Raw genomic sequence first — 18,728 nt, forward strand, 5'->3', positions numbered from 1 at the left:
AAAATGTTATTTCTTACGCACACATCCTGTGCATAACTCAAAGTAATTCATACATTTTCCCGGGCAATGTTTTTATAACACCAGACAGTTCCATATTCAAAAGCGCACCTGCGATAACACTCGGTGTTTCGGATATATTTTGTTGAATTTCATCTATTGAGACAATGGATAGATTTCTTAATAATTGTACAATACGTTCTTCTAAAGGTGTTAAATCTGGGAAAAATTGTCGTTGAATTTGAGGTTTGGTTTGCTTTACAGACCAATTCATTTTTTCAATAAAATATTCAGGTGAAATAAAAATTTCTGCATGATTATCTCCAATTAACTGATTACAACCTTGACTTTTTATATCCGAAATTTTGCCTGGAACGGCGAATACATCACGATTATAGTCACTTGCTAGATGTGCGGTAATCATGCTGCCGCCTTTCATCGCTGTTTCAATAACTATAGTTGCATCTGATATACCTGCAACAATCCTATTTCTCAATGGAAAATTAAAGCGATCAGGAATCGTACTATGAAAAAACTCCGTAATTAAACCTCCATTATTATTTAGAATATCTTCTGCCAGTTTTTTATTTTCATATGGATACAAATGTTTGAATCCATGACCAAGAACACCAATAGTGGATAGTTGATTATCCAAACTTGACTTATGCGCAATAGTATCAATCCCAAGTGCCAATCCACTATATACAGTCACATCTAAACTCTGTAATGTTTGTATTAATTTTTCAGTAATCGTTTTTCCATAGTTCGTATTATCTCTTGTCCCGATAATGCTGATACATTTTTCAGGATTCAATGACGTATTTCCTCTTTTAAATAGTATAGTTGGAGGATCGGAAATTTGCCGGAGTCTATATGGGTATTGGGGATCATTTATAAAAATTAATTCGATATTGAACTTCTCTATAAAATCATATTCATTCTCAATTTCATCCCAACTATCAAATGCTTTAAAGGCTTTTGCTTTTACAACTCCCATACTTTCTATAGTCAATAGTTCCTTTATTGACATGGTAAACAGATCTTTTGCACTAGGAACAATATCCAGTAATTGTTTCATCTGCACAGGCCCAATATTGGGCACTTTCGTCAAAGCGAGTTGGTAATGTTTTTCAGTTAGGTTCATTTGTAAAAAGACATTTATGAATCAAATCTAGGTTATAATAAAATGTTAATTTTTAATTTTTGTATAAATTTAAGTCCAATTAACTAATTGTTTTCTCTAATTTTTAAATTTAACCAAAATGAAAAAACGTTCTTTATTATTCTTCTTATTATTGAGTGGATCCTTTTTTGCCATAGCGCAAGCACCTACAAGTGTTTCATACACCACTCCTTGTGGAACACATCATACAAAAACATATCCAAGCAAACCGACAGCGGATGCTATGTATGATCAACTTGCAGAATATACAGCAGACGATTGTCCAGGTTGGACATTAGAAAAAGTAGTTATTGTAGATAAGCCATAATTTTTTTCTTTTTTTTCACAGGCAATATTTTACTCAACATGTAAACTATTGCCTTTAAACATTCTAAGACTATGCGTTTTGTTTATATTACAATATTGATTTTATTAACAAATTATGGCATTTTTGCTCAAAAAATACAATTTAATTATCGTGCAAAATACAATTTAAAATATCGTCTAGATTCAACCAATCATCATTTTAGCGAAACACAATTCATCTTATTTTTCAATAATGAACAATCTTATTTTAGATCTTTTCAAAGATATGCTTGGGATAGTGTAGAAAATACGACTATGAAAAATGCGACGATCCAAGAAAAAATGGGGGTTATGATGAAATACTATTCAGACTTCCCGTATAAAATAATAGAAACGCCATACAAAAATGAGGTCACTTATAAAGAAAACATACTCTACGCTCCTACTCGTGACATCCATACAGAGTATAAAGAAAACTTTAAAATTCATTGGAAAATAGGAAAAGAAAATAAGAAAATTAAAAACTTTAATTGTACAATAGCAGAATGTAATTTATTTGGAAGACATTGGACAGCATGGTTTTCAACAGATTACCCATACCCATATGGGCCTTATAAGTTTTATGGATTACCAGGTTTAATCCTATCAATTGAAGATGATGTAAAGGACTATGTATTTGAATTGTATTATATCTCTCCTGAAAATTATACATTCAAAAATATTGAGGACGGTAAACCTTTACTCGTATCTAAAAAAGAATTCCTAAATATGTATGAAGAATACAATTACACTTCTAAAAAAAATGACGGTATCCAATTTGGAGATCCGAAAGATTCCATTTACGAAAATAGCCCAGCATACTTTGAAAAAAGAAGAAAAAGAAGAAGCAATGCATTAGAACTAAAACCTTTTAGCTATTAGTTAAAAAGAAATTAATTATATTGTTACAATTCATTAACTTTCATAATTATAGACTTATGAGAACCTATTTACTATTGTTGCTTTTCAGTCTTAATAGCATACATCTATTTGCACAAAATCAGAAAGAAATAAAATTTGATTATCGTGCCAAATACAATTTAAAATATCGCCTTGATTCTACATCGAAGCATATAAGCCAAACACAATTCATCTTATTTTTCAATAATGAACAATCTTATTTCAGATCGTTTCAAAGATATGCTTGGGATAGCGTAGAAAATACGACGATGAAAAACGCCTCACTCCAAGAAAAAATGGGGGTTATGATGAAATATTATTCAGATTTTATTTATAATATAACTACTTTTCCCGCCAATAATGAAGTTTTATATAAAGAAGATATACTCTATGTGCCTACTCATGACATCCACACAGAATATAAAGAAAACTTTAAAATCCACTGGAAGATTAGCAATGAAGCAAAAAAAATAAAAAACTTTAATTGTACAAAAGCGGAATGCAATTTATTTGGCAGACATTGGACCGCTTGGTTTTCTATAGATCATCCATTTCCCTTTGGACCTTATAAATTTTACGGATTGCCTGGCCTGATTATTTCATTAGAAGACGACGCAAAAGATTATCAATTTAATTTATACTATCTATCTCCCGAAAATTATACGTTCAAAGACAATTCGGACGCTAAACCATTACTTGTTACGAAAAAGGAATTTCTAAATATGTATGAAGAATATAATTATACATCAAAAAAAGAAGATGGAGTGCATTATGTAGATCCCAAAGACTCTATTAAATTCACAAGTCCTGAATATTATAAAAAGCTGAAAATGCAAAGAAGCAATGCATTAGAATTAAAACCTTTTAGCTATTAAAAGATTTGGAAGCAGCGTGAGAAAATTAAGCATAATAATTATCCTATTTCTGACTATGAGTGTACATCTGCATAGTCAAACGGTGCAATTCAGCGGCAAAGTATTAGATCAATATGGCAATCCTATAACTAATGGATCAATCATGCTTTTAAGCATAAAAGATAGTAGCATTATAGATTATCAATTATTAGGAAAAGAAGGAAGTTATAATTTTACCTATAACCGAGATGGAGATAGTATCCTATTAGAATTTAAAAACATTAATTACGCCACTTTTTATAAAGCTTTTTTGAGTTTAAATCAGAAAATAGATATTCATCCGATATTACAAAAAAATGAACTGAAGACTCTAATTGTAAAATCTCCACCTATTGTTGCAAAAAAAGACACTTTAGCCTATGACGTTTCTAGTTTTGCCTCCAAAAGTGATCGAACGCTTTCTGACGTATTGAAAAAAATGCCTGGAATACAAGTAGACGAGTCTGGTCGTATTCGATTTCAAGGAATACCTATTAATAAATTTTATGTGGAAGGATCAGATTTAATGCAAGGTAGATATAATATTATCACGAATGCTATGCCTCAACTTGACGTGTCCAAAGTAGAAGTATACCAACAACACCAGCCAATAAAAATGTTAGATGGAAAAATACCATCTTTCCAACCAGCACTGAATATCAAATTAAAAAAAGGAATTTCTGTATCCGGAAAAGCTGATGTAGGGATCGGAGTATCACCATTTCTTTGGAATGTAAAAGCAACGCCAATGCTTTTTACCAAACCATTACAAGCGGTACTAGATATTCAAGCCAATAATAATGGAGAAAATTTAATGCAAAATCTTCAATCATTTACAGTAATTGGAGGATATGAAGGTAACGAAATACAGAAACCCATTCAACCATCTATTTTTAGCTACAAAGTGAGCGTACCTTCACAAATCAATCAAAATCGATACCTAAGAAACAATACACAATCTACCTCCATCAATATTCTGAAAAAACTTAAAAAAGATTACGAAATTAACTTTAATGCATTTTATTTACATGATAGATCTGTAGAAAATGGAGAAGAACAAGTACGTGTAATTTCCATAAATGCACCTATTGCATATACAAGGCAAAGTAATAGTAAAATATATACGAGCCATTGGGATAATAAAATAACCCTAACTAAAAACACAAATACTTTTTATTTAAAAGAAAATTTAAATTACCAAATAAATGCTAACACAGACAAGGTAAACGCTTTATTTGACGCTTTGCCAAACTATCAAAATCTCAATTCACCCTCTTATGCTTTCGAAAACTCACTGAGCATATTGATTCCATTAGACAAAAAAGCGAGAAAAATGCTTAATATCAAATCCTTTCTACAAGCGTCCAATGAAAAACAATACTATCAAATTGATTCTATACAAAATTTAACTTTTCCAGATTCCATAGTTACACATTCTAACAATTTTGAGCAATTTCTAAAGCATCAGCAGTTTGAAACAATACATACATTGTCTCTACCTTTAAACTATGGAAAATTTACAATAGTTCCTTCAACGGAATTCACCACTAAAAATGAAAAAGACTTATCAGACTTGACAACTTACGATTTAAATCAAACTACAGATACATACTATAACAATCATTTGAGATACAATACAACTACAGTATCCACAAAGTTAAATATCAATTACGAGGCTGATGAAATAAAATTATCCGCAACATTGCCTTATAATTATTACAATTTTAAGGCGTATGATATTGCTAATCAATTGAATAAAAACATTCATAAATCCATTTTTGTACCGAATGTGGACTTGAGTTATAATTTAAACAACTTTTGGACATATAAATTCAGTTATTCAAAGAATTACCAATTCTCAGAAGCCTCTGATTTTATGTTAGCACCTATTGTAAATATGTTGAATTTGTATAGTAATTCTGGTAATTTTTCAGAAATAAAAACCAATAATTATAGCAATACAATTCAGTATAATAATCCTTTACATTTATTATTTGCAAATATAATTTACGATTATACGCTTCAACAAAATAACTTGATAAACACTACAGACATTAATCAAAATGGTCAAAGTGATAACACTAATATGATGAATCAAAATAACATTTCGAGTCATAGTATTGCTACATACTTTACAAAAAGATTTCAATATCTAAAATCATCTATCAAAATAAATACAAGTAATACGCATCGTTCTAACTTCTTGTTTCTGAATAACGAATTAACTAAATATATCCAGCAATCCAACAATTATAGTCTTACGCTCGAAAATACATCCTTAAATTGGATCAATTTCAATTATACATTAAGTTATAATTACACTAGACAAGCTGCAAATAATTCCAACACATATAAAATATACAATTGGAAAAATAAGGCAAGCATATTCCTATATCCGAAAGAAAATCATCAAGTACAAATACAACTTAACAATTCCAACTACAAAAGAAAAGGATATCCCAACCAAACTAATACCTTTATAGACTTATCCTATCTGTACCAGCTCAAAAAGAAAAAAATAGACTTAGAATTAAAATGCCAAAACCTGCTAAATAAAAATTATTACACAGAGTACAATATCCAATCGATCTATGCGAATTATCTTCAATATAAACTAAGAGAAAGACAAATAATGGCTACAATTAGATTTTATTTCAGAAAATAAAAAAGCGCGCATAAAATTTATGCACGCTTCAACTATAATGTTGAAATACTATTTTTTTCTAAAGAAAATACGAATTGGAACGCCACTGAAATCGAAATTTTTTCTCAATTGATTTTCTAAATAATTGCGATATGGAGTTTTGATATCATCTGGATAATTGGCATAAAATGCAAACGAAGTCACAAATGTCGGCAATTGCATTACATATTTGATTTTAATCGCATTACCGCGTACAACTGGCGCGTGATATGCTTCAATTGCTTTTTGCATCACATCGTTCAACTTACTTGTAGCGATACGTTTCTTTTTATTTTCAAATACTTGCAATGCGGTTTCAATACCCTTAAAAATCCTTGTTTTTTCCGTAGCTGAAATAAATACGATTGGCACATCAGAAAATGGGGCAATTTTTTTCTTCAATACAGCTTCATAATCTCTTGCTGTATTGGTTTCTTTTTCCACCAAATCCCATTTATTTACCAATATAACAATCCCTTTCCCTTTTCTAGAAGCCAATCCGAAAATATTGATATCCTGAGCGGTAATTCCTTTTTCCGCATCCAAAACCAACATACAAATATCCGCTTCATCCATGGCTTTAATCGCACGAATGATAGAATAGAATTCTAAATCATCTTTATCCTTCGATTTCTTACGAATACCCGCAGTATCGATAAGCATAAATTCTTTTTGGAAAAGATTATATTTTGTATGAATGGTATCTCTAGTTGTACCTGCGATATTGCTTACAATAGTACGTTCCTGTCCAGTCAATGCATTTAAAAGAGAGGATTTTCCTACGTTTGGTTGACCGATAATGGCAATTTTAGGAATGTCATTTTCAAGTCTTTCCTTTTCCATCAATTCCTCATTCTCCACAGGAATAGGAGCAGTTACTGCATCTAACAATTCTCCACTACCACTACCACTTGCTGAGGCAATGAAAAATGTATGTTCAAATCCCATACTATAAAACTCAGTCGCATCCAACAATCGATTACTATTATCTACTTTATTTACCGCTAGATAAACAGGTTTAGTCGATCTACGCAACAATTTCAAAACAGCATCATCCAACTCAGTAATCCCAGTCGTCGCATCTGTCATAAAGATGATAGCATCGGCTTCATCAATTGCCAAATGCACTTGTTTGCGTATTTCAGATTCAAATATATCGGTCGATCCTGCGACAAAACCGCCTGTATCGATAACGTTAAATGATTTTCCAGCCCATTCTGTTACGCCGTATTGACGATCTCGAGTTACGCCACTTTCATCATCTACAATAGCTTTTCTATTTTCTAATAATCTATTAAAAAATGTACTTTTCCCCACGTTGGGCCTTCCTACGATTGCTACAGTATAGCTCATTACTAAAAATTATTTTTAGAAAATTGAATGGCTACTTATAGCCATATTCTTTTAATTGAAATTCATTGTCCCTCCATTTTGGACGAACCTTAATATATAATTGCAAAAATACTTTTCGGTCGAGGAATTTTTCAATATCCACGCGAGCGAGCGTTCCCATTTTTTTGATCATAGCACCTTTACCACCCAACAGAATTCCTTTTTGAGTTTCACGTTGTACGATGATGTCCGCTTGTATTTTTGTAAGTGTATCTTTTTCTTTAAATTCGTTAACGATGATTGCTGTATGATAAGGAATCTCGTCTCCGAATAATTCATAAATTTTTTCTCTAATCATTTCTCCCACAAAAAACTTTGTAGGCAGATCGGTTAAATCGTCTTCAGAATAAAAAGGTGCACCGTTGGGCAATAATTCCACAATTTTTCTAACCAATTCTTTCAAATTGTCATTTTCCAATGCGGAAATATCAATTACAGAATGGCAATACTCTTGTTTTAGGAAAAAATTATTCGCAGCAAGGACTTGCTCGGCAGAGACTTTGTCGATCTTATTAATGACGACGATACAAGGCACTTTTAATCTCAAGGATTGAAATAATTCATTATTTTCCTGTAGATTATCTTTTACATCTACGATGAGCAACGCAATATCTGCATCTTCCAATGCATTTTTCACAGATGCCATCATTTTTTCGTGCAACTTGTATTTGGGTTCAATAATTCCCGGCGTATCAGAAAAAATAATTTGGTATTTATCCGTTTCCGTTAAGAAACCTTTGATACGATTTCTAGTCGTTTGTACTTTGGAAGAAACAATCGCCAATTTCTCCCCCAACAAAGCGTTGAGCAAAGTACTTTTACCAGCGTTGGGTTTCCCAAAAATGTTTACAAAGCCTGATTTCATAACAATAAATGATCAAATAAATATTCAGATAGCAATTTACATGGAATTATAGAGAAAAAAAAAGCTTCGCAAAAATTGCGAAGCTTAGTTGCGAGGGGCGGGATCGAACCACCGACCTTCGGGTTATGAGCCCGACGAGCTACCGCTGCTCTACCTCGCGCTATAATTATTTTATAAATCTAATCGCTTTTCTGTTACAAATTCCTCATTTTCAACCACTTCTGTATCACCTTGTTTCCGTAACAGGTTGCAAATATAGGGCGACTTTTTTAAACTGACAAACTTTTTTTGAAGAAATTTTGAAAAAAGTTTTTTGAAGGTCTTTTTCAACTTAAAAAACAGATACAAATCCAATGTGAATTTTCGCTTGTTGCAAATTCATTTTAGTATCGTCTCTTTTGCCTACGGCGTAACTGATATTCAAAATACCAGCTTTGGTTTGAAATGCCATACCTCCACCAACACCTAAATAAGTATGATCATATTTGGTAGTTTTTACATGATACCCCGCATATCCAAAATCTGTAAATCCAAAGAAATAGGCATTTTGTCCAAATAAATAACGATACTCACTTGTCAAGACTCCATATCGATTAGTATAAATACTTTCTTCATCAAAACCTCGCAATAATTTATAACCACCTATTTGAAATAATTCATTTTGATAGGCGGAAGGTGTCTGAAATATCCCAGAATGCAAACCCAATTTAAATGTTGCTTGTCGTCCAATGGGGAAATAGTGATTTTCTGCAAGCACAAATTTTACCTGATAACTATTTAATTTCACTGTATCATATAAAGATGCATAATCAAAAGTCGGATCAGAAATCTGTAAAATGGTTTCATTTTTACTAATCTTGCGACTACCAGCCAAAACCATTACGTTAAATTCATTACCTCGACGTGGATTAAGACGATAATTGGTATTAATAAAACTATATTGTACGCCTACATTAACCGAACTAACGTCCATCACGTCCGGCAATTCTTTTGTACTTATAATGGTTGCCGTATCTACTGAAATCGCTCTCGTCGAATTAAATTGCATAAATACCGATCCCGTTTGATTATTAGATATCGCATATTGAATACCGGTTTTAGCATATACATTTAAAAACAAAGAATCCTTTTTATATAATTCAAATGCTAAATCCAAACCGTACGGACTGTTAAATAAATAAGGCCGCGTGAAGGCAAAATTTAATCTCGGTGATCTAGCTTGTAATTGCTGCCAATTAAATTGCAAACTCTCCCCTGCAGCAAATGCATTTTGCAAATTTAAATTAACCTGCCCCGTGACGAGCATTTTATTGGAGCCTGTTTCTTCTTGATTTGCAGGAAGAAAACCGATAATCGCATCAATTTGATTGACTTTTTTAGGCGCTAAATAAAGATTGACCATCCCACCAGTATTTGCCATAGTAATATCCCAAGGTCGCTCTTGCGATACGTAGGTCAAATTTTGCATTTGTGTGCTGATCGTTTTTAATTTGGACAAATTATAAGGTTCCTTTTTACCCATATTCAAATAACGATGAATAAAATTTTGACTGATTTTGGCAGTTCCTGAGATATTAATACTATCTATGGTATAATAGCCATTTTTGGCAATTTTCAACTGCGCAGTAATTGAATCATTTTCCAACTGAACGCTATCTAACATGATACTTGCAAATGGATAACCTCGATTGCTATAATAATCCAAAACTTTAGATTCCATTTGTTGAATGATACCATAAGTGATATTTTTTTTGGCGTGCAGCACATCTCCAAGATCCAACTCATTTAATAATCGCAAATCTGCATCATTAATAACGATATCCTTCCAAGTATATTTGGGACCGAGAAACAACCACAACTCGGAAGTATCTCGCCCATTCACTGAACTATCAATTGACGCAGCAAGAAAACCTTGTTCGGTCAATAATTGAGGAATCGTTTTTATATAATCATCCGCCTTTTTCCCATTATCAAAATCCGTATTCAAAGAATAACTTACAGAAGAAGAGTCCACAAGATGGTACAATATTTTATATGTAGGCACTATTTTTTCCTGAGCATTAGAAATCTTACTCACAAGAAAAAATATTAACAATAATAGAAGTAAATTCAGCGGGCGGCTCATCCAATTATAAAACTTTGCATCTAAACGATTAATTTTCAATACATATTGCTATAAAAAAATATACCTAATAGAAATTCATGTTAAGAATTGATAAATATGAAAAAAAATATGCACATATTTTCACGCTCTTATTGGGTTAAATTAAATACAAATGAGTCATAATTAAATATTTGGATTTATATTCGCTCCGATTTTTTAAGTCAATACAATTTAAATTTAATCGTAGACGAGCAAATATTTATACGGAAAACTTTATTTTTGCGCCGTTCCTAATTAAGTTAAACTGAAATATTTTATATATGCGACAAATTGCTTTACGTGAAGCTTTAAGAGAAGCCCTTAATGAAGAGATGAGAAGAGACGAGAGAGTGTTTTTGATGGGTGAAGAAGTTGCACAATATAATGGAGCTTATAAAGTGAGCCAAGGAATGTTGGCTGAGTTTGGTCCAAAAAGAATTTTGGATACACCGATTACCGAGTTAGGCTTTGCGGCTGTAGGTGTAGGTGCTGCTCAAAATGGTTTGAGACCAGTAGTTGAGTTTATGACTTGGAACTTTGCCACATTGGCATTGGATCAAATTTTGAATACCGCATCTAAAATGTTGGCGATGAGTGGTGGACAGATACATTGTCCAATAGTATTTAGAGGACCAAACGGAAGTGCTGGTCAGCTAGGTGCACAACATTCTACTGCATTTGAAAGTATGTATGCTAATATCCCTGGATTGAAAGTGGTATCTGTAACTGATCCATATTATGCGAAAGGTCTTTTGAAACAAGCGATTCGTTATGAAGAAGATCCTGTTGTATTCATGGAAAGTGAAGTTGCTTATGGAGATAAAGGGGAAGTACCTGAAGAAGAATATTACATTGAATTAGGTAAAGCAGCCGTTATCAAACCAGGTACTGATGTAACAATTGTTTCTTTCAACAAAATCATGAAAGAAGTGAAAATTGCAGCTGCTGAATTGGAAAAAGAAGGTATTAATGTTGAAATCATCGATTTATTAACTATCCGTCCATTGGATTGGAAAACAGTTCTTGAAAGCGTAAAGAAAACAAATAGACTGGTAATTGTTGAAGAACAATGGCCTTTTGCATCTGTAAGTACAGAATTGGCTTACCAAATCCAAAAAGAAGGTTTTGATTATTTGGATGCTCCTATCAGAAAATTAAATAGTTTGGATGCTCCTATGCACTACGCCCCTAATTTAGTAGAAGCATATAATCCAAATGCGAAAAAGATTATTCAAACAGTTAAAGAAGTAATGTACAACAAAAAATAGTTGTACAATTACTACTCGATTTTGAATAAGGAATAAAAATTTAGAATGCTAAACACGGTTATATTTGATATGGATGGTTTACTTATCGACAGTGAACCATTATGGAAAGAAGCGGCTCAGGAAACTTTTGAAATATATAAATTCAAATTATCTGATGCTCAATATCTTACAACAACAGGGCTTCGTACTAAGGAATTTGTGCACACATGGTTCTCTTATGCAAAAATAGATGCCAATTTGATGGATGAAGCAGTAGATACAATATTGAATAAAGTTTCTCAAAAAATTGCACAAAAAGGTAAAATTATGCCTGGCGTGCCATATATATTTGAATTCTTTAAAAATCAAGGTTTCAAAATCGGTCTTGCATCTTCCTCTCCTATGAAATTAATAGAGCAAGTCACAGAAGCTATTGGCATCAAACAATATATACAACAGGCAACCTCTGCAGAAAATCTGTTGAATGGTAAGCCACATCCACAAGTATATATTAATTGTGCATTAGCCTTGAACAGCTTACCTACAGAATGTATTGCTTTTGAAGATTCATTTAACGGTATGATAGCAGCCTTATCTGCTAGAATGACAACGGTCGTCGTACCAGAATATGCACATTACAAACAAGAAAAGTGGGCAGCAGCTAATCTAAAAATTTCTTCTTTGCTCAATTTCAACAAGTTGCATTTAGATCTTTTGCAACAAAAATAAGTTCGTTTCATTATCAGTAATTTGTTGACATTGACCTATACTATAGGCTGTAACAAGTCTGACTTTTTATAAAAACAAAAAAAATAAATTATGGACACTTCAAAATTTATTAAAGCGTATTGCCTTAAGACCAAAGAAAAAGATGTGCCTATGCACGACGCGGTAATTTCAAAAACAGCTAGAGGTGGATATATCGCTAAAGGTAACGATGGTAAAGGAAATAAAATGAGTGCTATACTAGGTGAAGCAAAAGCTTTACAAGCTATCAAAGACGGTACAGCAAAACAAGATTTCTAGTAAAATCATTAATTCAAACCCTGCAAATTGCAGGGTTTCTTTTTTTCTATTATTTTTTGCCAATTAATAAAAAATAATACTACATTTGCACCCGGCAGGTCTTACACGACCAGCTCCTGTTGAACCCTCCCAGGACCGGAAGGTAGCAAGAGTAAATGGTTGTAGCGGTGCGATGTAATCAGCCTGCCTTTTTTAATTGACTCGTTCATCTTTCAATTAAAAAAAGCTCCTTAATAATAATTTACCACAATATCTGTGGATCTATAAATCGATTAAATTATGAAATTTTTTATTGACACTGCTGACTTAGCACAGATTAAAGAAGCAAACGATTTAGGTATTTTAGATGGTGTAACTACCAATCCTTCCTTGATGGCCAAAGTTGGTATCAGTGGTAAAGAAGCGGTATTGAATCACTACAAAACAATTTGCGAAATCGTTGAAAATGGTGACATCAGCGCAGAAGTAGTATCTACAACATTCGAAGATATCATTAAAGAAGGTAAAGAATTAGCAGCAATTCACCCAAATATCGTGGTTAAAGTACCAATGATCAAAGACGGTGTTAAAGCAATCAAATATTTTACAGATAACGGTATCCGTACCAATTGTACTTTGATTTTCTCTGCTGGTCAAGCTATCTTGGCTGCAAAAGCAGGAGCTACTTATATCTCTCCATTCTTAGGTCGTGTTGACGATACAGGTTGGGATGGTGTTGATTTGATCGCTCAAATTGCAAATATCTATGCAATCCAAGGTTACAAATCTCAAATCCTTGCTGCATCTATCAGAAACTCTCTTCACATCATCAAATGTGCTGAAGCTGGCGCAAATGTTATCACATCTCCATTAGAACCAATTTTGGGATTGTTGAAACATCCATTAACTGAAAGTGGATTGGCTAAATTCTTAGAAGATGCGAAAAAATTCGCATAAGATTTAAGTCTTTTAAAAATATTAAACAGCAATTAGATTTTCTAATTGCTGTTTTTTTTAATTATAACGATTCCCAATATTTTTTACAAATTCACTTGGTGAGATTTGAGTACGTGATTTGAATATATGTGAAAAATATGCATAATCATCGTAACCCAATTCATTTGCAATTTCAGATTTTGACCTATTTTCATAGATCAACATTCGCTGCGCTTCCAAAATCACACGATCCAAAATTATATCATTAGTGGATTTTCCAATAACAGATTGTAAAATTCTATTTAGATGTTTGGGTGAAATATGCAAATTCTGTGCATATAAAGATGGACTTTTTTCTTTCTTAAAATTTTCTTCCAATAGTTGATTAAATTGATTAAAATAATTGAGATAAGATTTTGCATCAGCAGTATTCTCCTGAATAACATGTAACGATTTTCTGTATATTTCAATATACATTGAGGTCACAATTGCAAGTAAATAAGTATTTTTTCCATATTTATTAGCACTATTTTCAAGCAAAAGCTTTTCAAAATATGGGATAAGTATATTGGATTCTTCTGCCATATCCACATTTGGCTGAGCACGATTTAAAGAGGATGCATAAGAAAAAAAATCTAAACCTCGTCTTTCCAACTCTGAAGTAAATATTCCAGAATGAAAAAAAATATACCCTTTAATATCTTCGGACAATCTCCAAGCATGGACTTGCCCAGGATATAAATAAAACAAGCTTCCTGCTTGTACATTATACGATTTAAAATCGACTTCGTGAATACCTGAACCCTGCGTAAAAAGAACAACTAAATTAAAATCATGCTTATGTGGTCGTTCTATTCTATGATGATGATTATTTAGATGATCAGTTAAAGTACTTACATAAAAGCTCTGATTATGTGTCAATTCGTTAAATTGCTCAATATGCAGTGTATTTATTTGCTTATCCATATCATTTATCATTTTATGTCCGAATATAACAAATATTAGCTCCAATATATAGATAAGTAAACAAGTTTTCTATTCTATCTTTGTATCGTTAAAAAAACAATTCATCCATTTAAAAAGTAATAAAATGGAAACTAATAATATCGCTGAAAAACAATTTATAGAAGTTAAACGTAATTATTTATCTGCAGCAATCCAATGTAAATGTCCTAGATGTAGACAAGGGGATATCTTCATCGAAAAAAATCCCTTCAAATTGTCCAATTCATTAAAAATGCCAAAAGATTGTCCCGTATGTGGTCAACCAATGGAAATAGAAGTTGGATTTTATACAGGTGCCGCATATACGGCTTATGCAATAACTGTCGCTCTCATGGTGGCTGTATTTGTTGCATGGAAAGTCTTAATCGGAATGACGTTAGCTATAGGAGATAATCGTATATTTGAATGTCTCGGTGTTGCTATACTTATTCTTATTATTACGATGCCATGGATCATGCGATTTTCAAGATCGCTTTGGTTAAGTTTTTTTGTAGGCTATGATAAAGATTGGCGTATTAATAAACCTACAGATACAGGTCGTTCTAACCCCAAAGGGATGGAACATCAACATTAATAGATAAAATAAAATCAGATAGAAGATACGATAATTAAAGCGTTCGAATTATTTCGGACGCTTTTTCTTTGGCTAAAGAAACCATCTACTCCATTTTTTTATTCTAATTTTAGACATCTATTTTTATATAAAGAGAGTAAGACATTCAATATGAAATCAATAGACATTCCAATACATCAATTATCCGACTATTTTAGTGGCACAATTAAATTAAAAAAATTTAATAAAGAAGAAGATCATGCAAAAGCTAGAATAATGGAAGCACATAGGGATAATTATTATGTATTTCTAATTTTGGAACATGGCAAGGTTCCGATGGAGGTTGACTTTAAACAATTAGAAATGCGAGATTCCAATATTATTTATATACGTCCAGGTCAAGTGCATAAAGCAGATTATAACAATCCTGTAAAAGGTTGGTTCCTTGCAATAGATCCGAGCGTAATGCAACCTATATATAAGAATGTATTTGAAGAAGTTATTGTAGATATTCCAGTGTTACAATTAGAAGGGACTGATATTTTTGAAAAAATTTGTCAAATATTACACACTTTGGATGTAATATCTAATGATGACCCAAATAAAAATAATGGGGAAGTTCTACGAAAAGATTTGACCAATAGCATATTGGGATTAATCGCTAGAGAGTATTTAAATGAAAAAGAAATACTTTTTCGAAGGATTGCAAGAGATCAAGAAGTATATCAAAAATTCAGATCACTTGTTAACAAGAACATTAAATCCACCAAAAGTCCTAGCGAATATGCCAAGATGCTTAATCTATCGCTGAATTACCTAAATGAAATTGTCAAAAACCTTTCTGGCTTTCCTATTAGCAAATGGATACATCAAGAGTGTATTTTGGAAGCAAAACGTATACTATATTACTCAACAGCTTCAATTAAAGAGATTTCATACGAATTGGGATATGAAGATGCCGCCTATTTTAGTCGAATATTTAAGAAAGAAGCTGGTTGCTCTCCACAAGACTTTAGAAACAAAAACCACGAAAAATCCAACGTTTACCAATAAAAATGAAAGCCAAATAATTTTTTGAGTTGGAACTTTGACCAAAATCAAAGCATTATGAATTTACTCAAAAGAAAAGCTGTTCAGTTTATCGAAAAGTCATTTTTGAAGTCAGGTAAAGTCATTGGTATGCGCCATTGGGATCCACCCACAATATGCGAAATCGATCTTCATCTGCCGCTTGTAGATATGTCCAAATGGACAGAAGTTCAACATATAAAAGTCAAGGTTGAGACATTTGAATATCGTGATTACACGCCGGTATTTTGGGATGCAGAGACACATACTTGTACGCTTATCATTGATATCAGCCATCCTGGCAAAGGCTCTAATTGGGCTCAAAACTTAGAAATCGGAAACGATTTTAATTATGTAGGTGTAGGTACCGCTGGCCACAAACCATCCTTTGGTGAAATGATGAGTTTTGCAGACACGAGTTCTATGGCACATATGTTAGCATTGGAATATTTGACCAAAGACAAAGGACATTTAAATGGTGTAGTTGTATTGGACAATCCAGAGCATGTAAATCAATTTTCTAGCTATTTTAAGTCCAACTTACAACCGACTTTACGTACAGAAGAATTGACTGAAACATGGCAGTCTTGGTTAAAAAACAAAACTTTACTTGGACAAACCATCTATATTGCTGGAAATATTCCAGCAGTTGTTTCCTTAAGAAAATCCATTAAATCTGGATATTTCAATTTTAATGGAAATGTAAAAGCGGAAGGATTTTGGAAATAATTACCAATTGACATTTTTGTATAAAAAAATTGCCAGCATAGAAATGCCGGCATTTTTTTATTTATTTACACATGAGAAATCTTAACTAAATCTTTATCAGATATCAGAACTTAGCAAAAATTTTTTATTTCAAATTAACAGTAACTTCTTCGGTGCTCGGAGGTAAACATTGTTGATCGTTACACACCATGAAATTGATACTAGCTTTTACATTTGTTTTGATACCTTTTTTCACTTTTACTAATTGAGTGAATGTCGCATCTCCATCAAATGATAAAACTTGTACCCCGAAATTTTTATCTTTTACATTTTTAATATTTCCTTTTTCCTTTACATCACCAACTAAAGTCACCAACGGATTTTTTACAAATGTAATTTTCGTAGGAACTGGACCTCCGTCTGGCGTATGTTGAGAATAAATATGCCAAGGATGAGGCACTGAAGCAACTAAGGTGATCAAATAATCTCCTGATTTTTGTTTTGCTGCGGTTCCAGTCCATTTTACAGGATTAGATTGAGCAAAAGCAAGTACAGATAAAATTAAAAGCGACGCTAAGAGTACTAATTTTTTCATAGTAAGATGTTTTATTTTTATTAGATTATAATCTATTTATTGGCAAAAATGATTCCAAATCAATATCAGTAGAAAGGTAGTTTTCTTTAATTGGCTCATCTCCCATCAAAGCCGTACTCAAGTATTTCTTATTGCTATCGGCAAAAGTGGTTACGACAATTGCATCCTCCTTCATATTTTCCAAAACCTTCAAAGCTGCAATAAAATTTGCACCTGAGGAAATACCCACTGCCAATCCTAATTCACGTGAAAGTTTTTGAGCCATGATAATTGCATCACCATCATTAACAGCAATGATCTCGTCCAATTTTTCAAGTTCCACAATAGCAGGAATAAATTCATCCGAAATACCTTGAATTCTGTGACTTCCTACTTTATATCCAGTGCTCAATGTGGGAGACTCTGCGGGTTCCATTGGATGTACTTTGATCGTTGGATTTTTACATTTTAAATAATTACCAACGCCCATAACCGTACCTCCTGTGCCCACACCAGCCACGAACGCATCAGGATGTAAACCAACAGACGCTAATTGCTCCCACAACTCTTTGCCTGTGGTATTCCCTTGTGCTTCGCAATTGTATTGATTGGTAAATTGTTTGGGTAAAAAGACGCCTGGCTGTTTTGCCATCTCTTCGCTCAATGCAATACTTCCCAAAAATCCGCCTTCTTCTTTGCTTATCAGAATAATCTCCGCACCCAAACTTTTAATAATATCCATTCTCTCTTTGCTCAACCAATTAGGCATAATGATTTTCACGTCATGTCCCAATGCACGGCCGATAGCAGAGAACGAGATTCCTGTATTTCCGCTAGTAGCTTCTACAATCGTATCTCCAGGTTGGATTGCTCCAGTTTTGTAAGCTTCTTGCAATATGTATAATGCCATACGGTCCTTAATACTGCCCGTCAAATTGTAATGTTCACATTTTGCGAAAATCTTTTTCAATTTTCCCTTATATGAAAATTTAATCTCAATCATCGGCGTATTACCCACCAAGAGCCATAATCTTTCAAATTTCTCTTGAATTTCTTTAGCTAAAGTTGGTTTTTCTAAAACATTATACATTGTCCTAATATTTTAACCAAAGTTGAGCATAATCGATAATTCAAATAACAGATTCAAATTATTCCATAAATTATCTTGAAAATAAACACATATCCGAATATTTTTCAGTTTTAATTAAAATATTCAAGATTCTTCGATATTTTTACAGTATACCAAATTAGT

18 protein-coding genes, 1 tRNA gene and 1 other RNA gene are annotated in these 18,728 nt (G+C 32.6%); 12 read left to right on the top strand and 8 right to left on the bottom strand.

Annotation, left to right across the window (positions count from 1 at the left end; translation table 11 throughout):
* Positions 1–37: 37 nt before the first annotated feature.
* Positions 38–1,141, bottom strand: coding sequence for a DNA-processing protein DprA (gene dprA, locus E0W69_RS12130; protein ID WP_131330324.1), 1,104 nt, complete (start codon positions 1,139–1,141; stop codon positions 38–40).
* 118 nt (positions 1,142–1,259) lie between these two features.
* Between dprA and E0W69_RS12135 the strand changes: the two genes are divergently transcribed.
* The 4 genes from E0W69_RS12135 (at position 1,260) to E0W69_RS12150 (ending at position 5,962) form a co-directional block, all read left to right on the top strand.
* Positions 1,260–1,487 carry a hypothetical protein gene (locus E0W69_RS12135; RefSeq protein WP_131330325.1) on the top strand — a complete coding sequence of 76 codons (228 nt, stop codon included), beginning with the start codon at positions 1,260–1,262 and terminating at the stop codon, positions 1,485–1,487.
* Between the two features lie 71 nt (positions 1,488–1,558).
* Complete coding sequence (locus tag E0W69_RS12140; protein ID WP_131330326.1) at positions 1,559–2,386, top strand: GLPGLI family protein; 828 nt, start codon at positions 1,559–1,561, stop codon at positions 2,384–2,386.
* A 56-nt stretch (positions 2,387–2,442) separates the two neighbouring features.
* Entirely contained in the window at positions 2,443–3,279 is an 837-nt protein-coding gene (locus E0W69_RS12145) for a GLPGLI family protein (RefSeq protein WP_131330327.1), read from the top strand.
* Positions 3,280–3,334: 55 nt separating this feature from the next.
* Positions 3,335–5,962 (top strand): TonB-dependent receptor, encoded by a 2,628-nt coding sequence (locus tag E0W69_RS12150; protein ID WP_131330328.1) that lies wholly within the window; start codon positions 3,335–3,337, stop codon positions 5,960–5,962.
* A gap of 48 nt (positions 5,963–6,010) precedes the next feature.
* Here the strand turns inward: E0W69_RS12150 and der are convergent, their stop codons facing one another.
* From der to E0W69_RS12170, 4 genes are all read right to left on the bottom strand, one after another.
* On the bottom strand, positions 6,011–7,333 hold the full coding sequence (der, locus tag E0W69_RS12155) for a ribosome biogenesis GTPase Der (protein ID WP_131330329.1): 1,323 nt from the start codon (positions 7,331–7,333) through the stop codon (positions 6,011–6,013).
* Between the two features lie 31 nt (positions 7,334–7,364).
* Positions 7,365–8,237: a GTPase Era gene (gene era, locus E0W69_RS12160; RefSeq protein ID WP_131330330.1), complete on the bottom strand. Its 873-nt coding sequence runs from the start codon at positions 8,235–8,237 to the stop codon at positions 7,365–7,367.
* An 88-nt stretch (positions 8,238–8,325) separates the two neighbouring features.
* Positions 8,326–8,397, bottom strand: a tRNA-Met gene (locus E0W69_RS12165).
* A 171-nt stretch (positions 8,398–8,568) separates the two neighbouring features.
* Positions 8,569–10,314, bottom strand: a complete 1,746-nt coding sequence (locus tag E0W69_RS12170; RefSeq protein WP_191967831.1) for a POTRA domain-containing protein — start codon at positions 10,312–10,314, stop codon at positions 8,569–8,571.
* Positions 10,315–10,661: 347 nt separating this feature from the next.
* Between E0W69_RS12170 and E0W69_RS12175 the strand changes: the two genes are divergently transcribed.
* From E0W69_RS12175 to fsa, 5 genes are all read left to right on the top strand, one after another.
* Positions 10,662–11,648, top strand: coding sequence for a pyruvate dehydrogenase complex E1 component subunit beta (locus tag E0W69_RS12175; RefSeq protein ID WP_131330332.1), 987 nt, complete (start codon positions 10,662–10,664; stop codon positions 11,646–11,648).
* Between the two features lie 45 nt (positions 11,649–11,693).
* Positions 11,694–12,356: a hexitol phosphatase HxpB gene (hxpB, locus tag E0W69_RS12180; RefSeq protein WP_131330333.1), complete on the top strand. Its 663-nt coding sequence runs from the start codon at positions 11,694–11,696 to the stop codon at positions 12,354–12,356.
* A gap of 90 nt (positions 12,357–12,446) precedes the next feature.
* A complete protein-coding gene (locus tag E0W69_RS12185) occupies positions 12,447–12,653 on the top strand; it encodes a hypothetical protein (protein WP_131330334.1) in 207 nt (68 codons plus the stop codon).
* Positions 12,654–12,745: 92 nt separating this feature from the next.
* Positions 12,746–12,845: signal recognition particle sRNA small type (gene ffs, locus E0W69_RS12190), an RNA gene on the top strand.
* An 87-nt stretch (positions 12,846–12,932) separates the two neighbouring features.
* A complete protein-coding gene (gene fsa, locus E0W69_RS12195; protein WP_131330335.1) occupies positions 12,933–13,589 on the top strand; it encodes a fructose-6-phosphate aldolase in 657 nt (218 codons plus the stop codon).
* Between the two features lie 57 nt (positions 13,590–13,646).
* Here the strand turns inward: fsa and E0W69_RS12200 are convergent, their stop codons facing one another.
* Positions 13,647–14,534 (bottom strand): AraC family transcriptional regulator, encoded by an 888-nt coding sequence (locus E0W69_RS12200; RefSeq protein WP_191967832.1) that lies wholly within the window; start codon positions 14,532–14,534, stop codon positions 13,647–13,649.
* 124 nt (positions 14,535–14,658) lie between these two features.
* Between E0W69_RS12200 and E0W69_RS12205 the strand changes: the two genes are divergently transcribed.
* The 3 genes from E0W69_RS12205 to E0W69_RS12215 all read left to right on the top strand — a co-directional run bounded on the left by E0W69_RS12205 (position 14,659) and on the right by E0W69_RS12215 (position 16,923).
* Positions 14,659–15,147, top strand: a complete 489-nt coding sequence (locus E0W69_RS12205) for a DUF983 domain-containing protein (protein ID WP_131330337.1) — start codon at positions 14,659–14,661, stop codon at positions 15,145–15,147.
* Between the two features lie 150 nt (positions 15,148–15,297).
* Complete coding sequence (locus tag E0W69_RS12210) at positions 15,298–16,179, top strand: helix-turn-helix domain-containing protein (RefSeq protein ID WP_131330338.1); 882 nt, start codon at positions 15,298–15,300, stop codon at positions 16,177–16,179.
* A 54-nt stretch (positions 16,180–16,233) separates the two neighbouring features.
* Positions 16,234–16,923 (top strand): ferredoxin reductase domain-containing protein, encoded by a 690-nt coding sequence (locus E0W69_RS12215; protein WP_131330339.1) that lies wholly within the window; start codon positions 16,234–16,236, stop codon positions 16,921–16,923.
* A gap of 124 nt (positions 16,924–17,047) precedes the next feature.
* Here the strand turns inward: E0W69_RS12215 and E0W69_RS12220 are convergent, their stop codons facing one another.
* Both E0W69_RS12220 and E0W69_RS12225 read right to left on the bottom strand, forming a co-directional pair.
* Positions 17,048–17,497 carry a protein-disulfide reductase DsbD domain-containing protein gene (locus E0W69_RS12220; RefSeq protein WP_131330340.1) on the bottom strand — a complete coding sequence of 150 codons (450 nt, stop codon included), beginning with the start codon at positions 17,495–17,497 and terminating at the stop codon, positions 17,048–17,050.
* A gap of 25 nt (positions 17,498–17,522) precedes the next feature.
* Complete coding sequence (locus E0W69_RS12225; protein WP_131330341.1) at positions 17,523–18,566, bottom strand: PLP-dependent cysteine synthase family protein; 1,044 nt, start codon at positions 18,564–18,566, stop codon at positions 17,523–17,525.
* Positions 18,567–18,728: the final 162 nt, after the last annotated feature.

The organism is Rhizosphaericola mali (assembly GCF_004337365.2).
Lineage (GTDB): Bacteria > Bacteroidota > Bacteroidia > Chitinophagales > Chitinophagaceae > Rhizosphaericola > Rhizosphaericola mali.

Excerpts from the sequence above, each read along its gene's own strand:
- E0W69_RS12215 (WP_131330339.1), top strand. The coding sequence starts at position 16,234 with ATGAATTTACTCAAAAGAAAAGCTGTTCAGTTTATCGAAAAGTCATTT.
- E0W69_RS12210 (WP_131330338.1), top strand. The coding sequence starts at position 15,298 with ATGAAATCAATAGACATTCCAATACATCAATTATCCGACTATTTTAGT.
- E0W69_RS12145 (WP_131330327.1), top strand. The coding sequence starts at position 2,443 with ATGAGAACCTATTTACTATTGTTGCTTTTCAGTCTTAATAGCATACAT.
- E0W69_RS12175 (WP_131330332.1), top strand. The coding sequence starts at position 10,662 with ATGCGACAAATTGCTTTACGTGAAGCTTTAAGAGAAGCCCTTAATGAA.
- E0W69_RS12205 (WP_131330337.1), top strand. The coding sequence starts at position 14,659 with ATGGAAACTAATAATATCGCTGAAAAACAATTTATAGAAGTTAAACGT.
- era (WP_131330330.1), bottom strand. The coding sequence starts at position 8,237 with ATGAAATCAGGCTTTGTAAACATTTTTGGGAAACCCAACGCTGGTAAA.
- dprA (WP_131330324.1), bottom strand. The coding sequence starts at position 1,141 with ATGAACCTAACTGAAAAACATTACCAACTCGCTTTGACGAAAGTGCCC.
- E0W69_RS12135 (WP_131330325.1), top strand. The coding sequence starts at position 1,260 with ATGAAAAAACGTTCTTTATTATTCTTCTTATTATTGAGTGGATCCTTT.
- E0W69_RS12150 (WP_131330328.1), top strand. The coding sequence starts at position 3,335 with ATGAGTGTACATCTGCATAGTCAAACGGTGCAATTCAGCGGCAAAGTA.
- E0W69_RS12200 (WP_191967832.1), bottom strand. The coding sequence starts at position 14,534 with ATGGATAAGCAAATAAATACACTGCATATTGAGCAATTTAACGAATTG.
- der (WP_131330329.1), bottom strand. The coding sequence starts at position 7,333 with ATGAGCTATACTGTAGCAATCGTAGGAAGGCCCAACGTGGGGAAAAGT.
- E0W69_RS12185 (WP_131330334.1), top strand. The coding sequence starts at position 12,447 with ATGGACACTTCAAAATTTATTAAAGCGTATTGCCTTAAGACCAAAGAA.
- E0W69_RS12140 (WP_131330326.1), top strand. The coding sequence starts at position 1,559 with ATGCGTTTTGTTTATATTACAATATTGATTTTATTAACAAATTATGGC.
- E0W69_RS12225 (WP_131330341.1), bottom strand. The coding sequence starts at position 18,566 with ATGTATAATGTTTTAGAAAAACCAACTTTAGCTAAAGAAATTCAAGAG.
- fsa (WP_131330335.1), top strand. The coding sequence starts at position 12,933 with ATGAAATTTTTTATTGACACTGCTGACTTAGCACAGATTAAAGAAGCA.
- E0W69_RS12220 (WP_131330340.1), bottom strand. The coding sequence starts at position 17,497 with ATGAAAAAATTAGTACTCTTAGCGTCGCTTTTAATTTTATCTGTACTT.
- hxpB (WP_131330333.1), top strand. The coding sequence starts at position 11,694 with ATGCTAAACACGGTTATATTTGATATGGATGGTTTACTTATCGACAGT.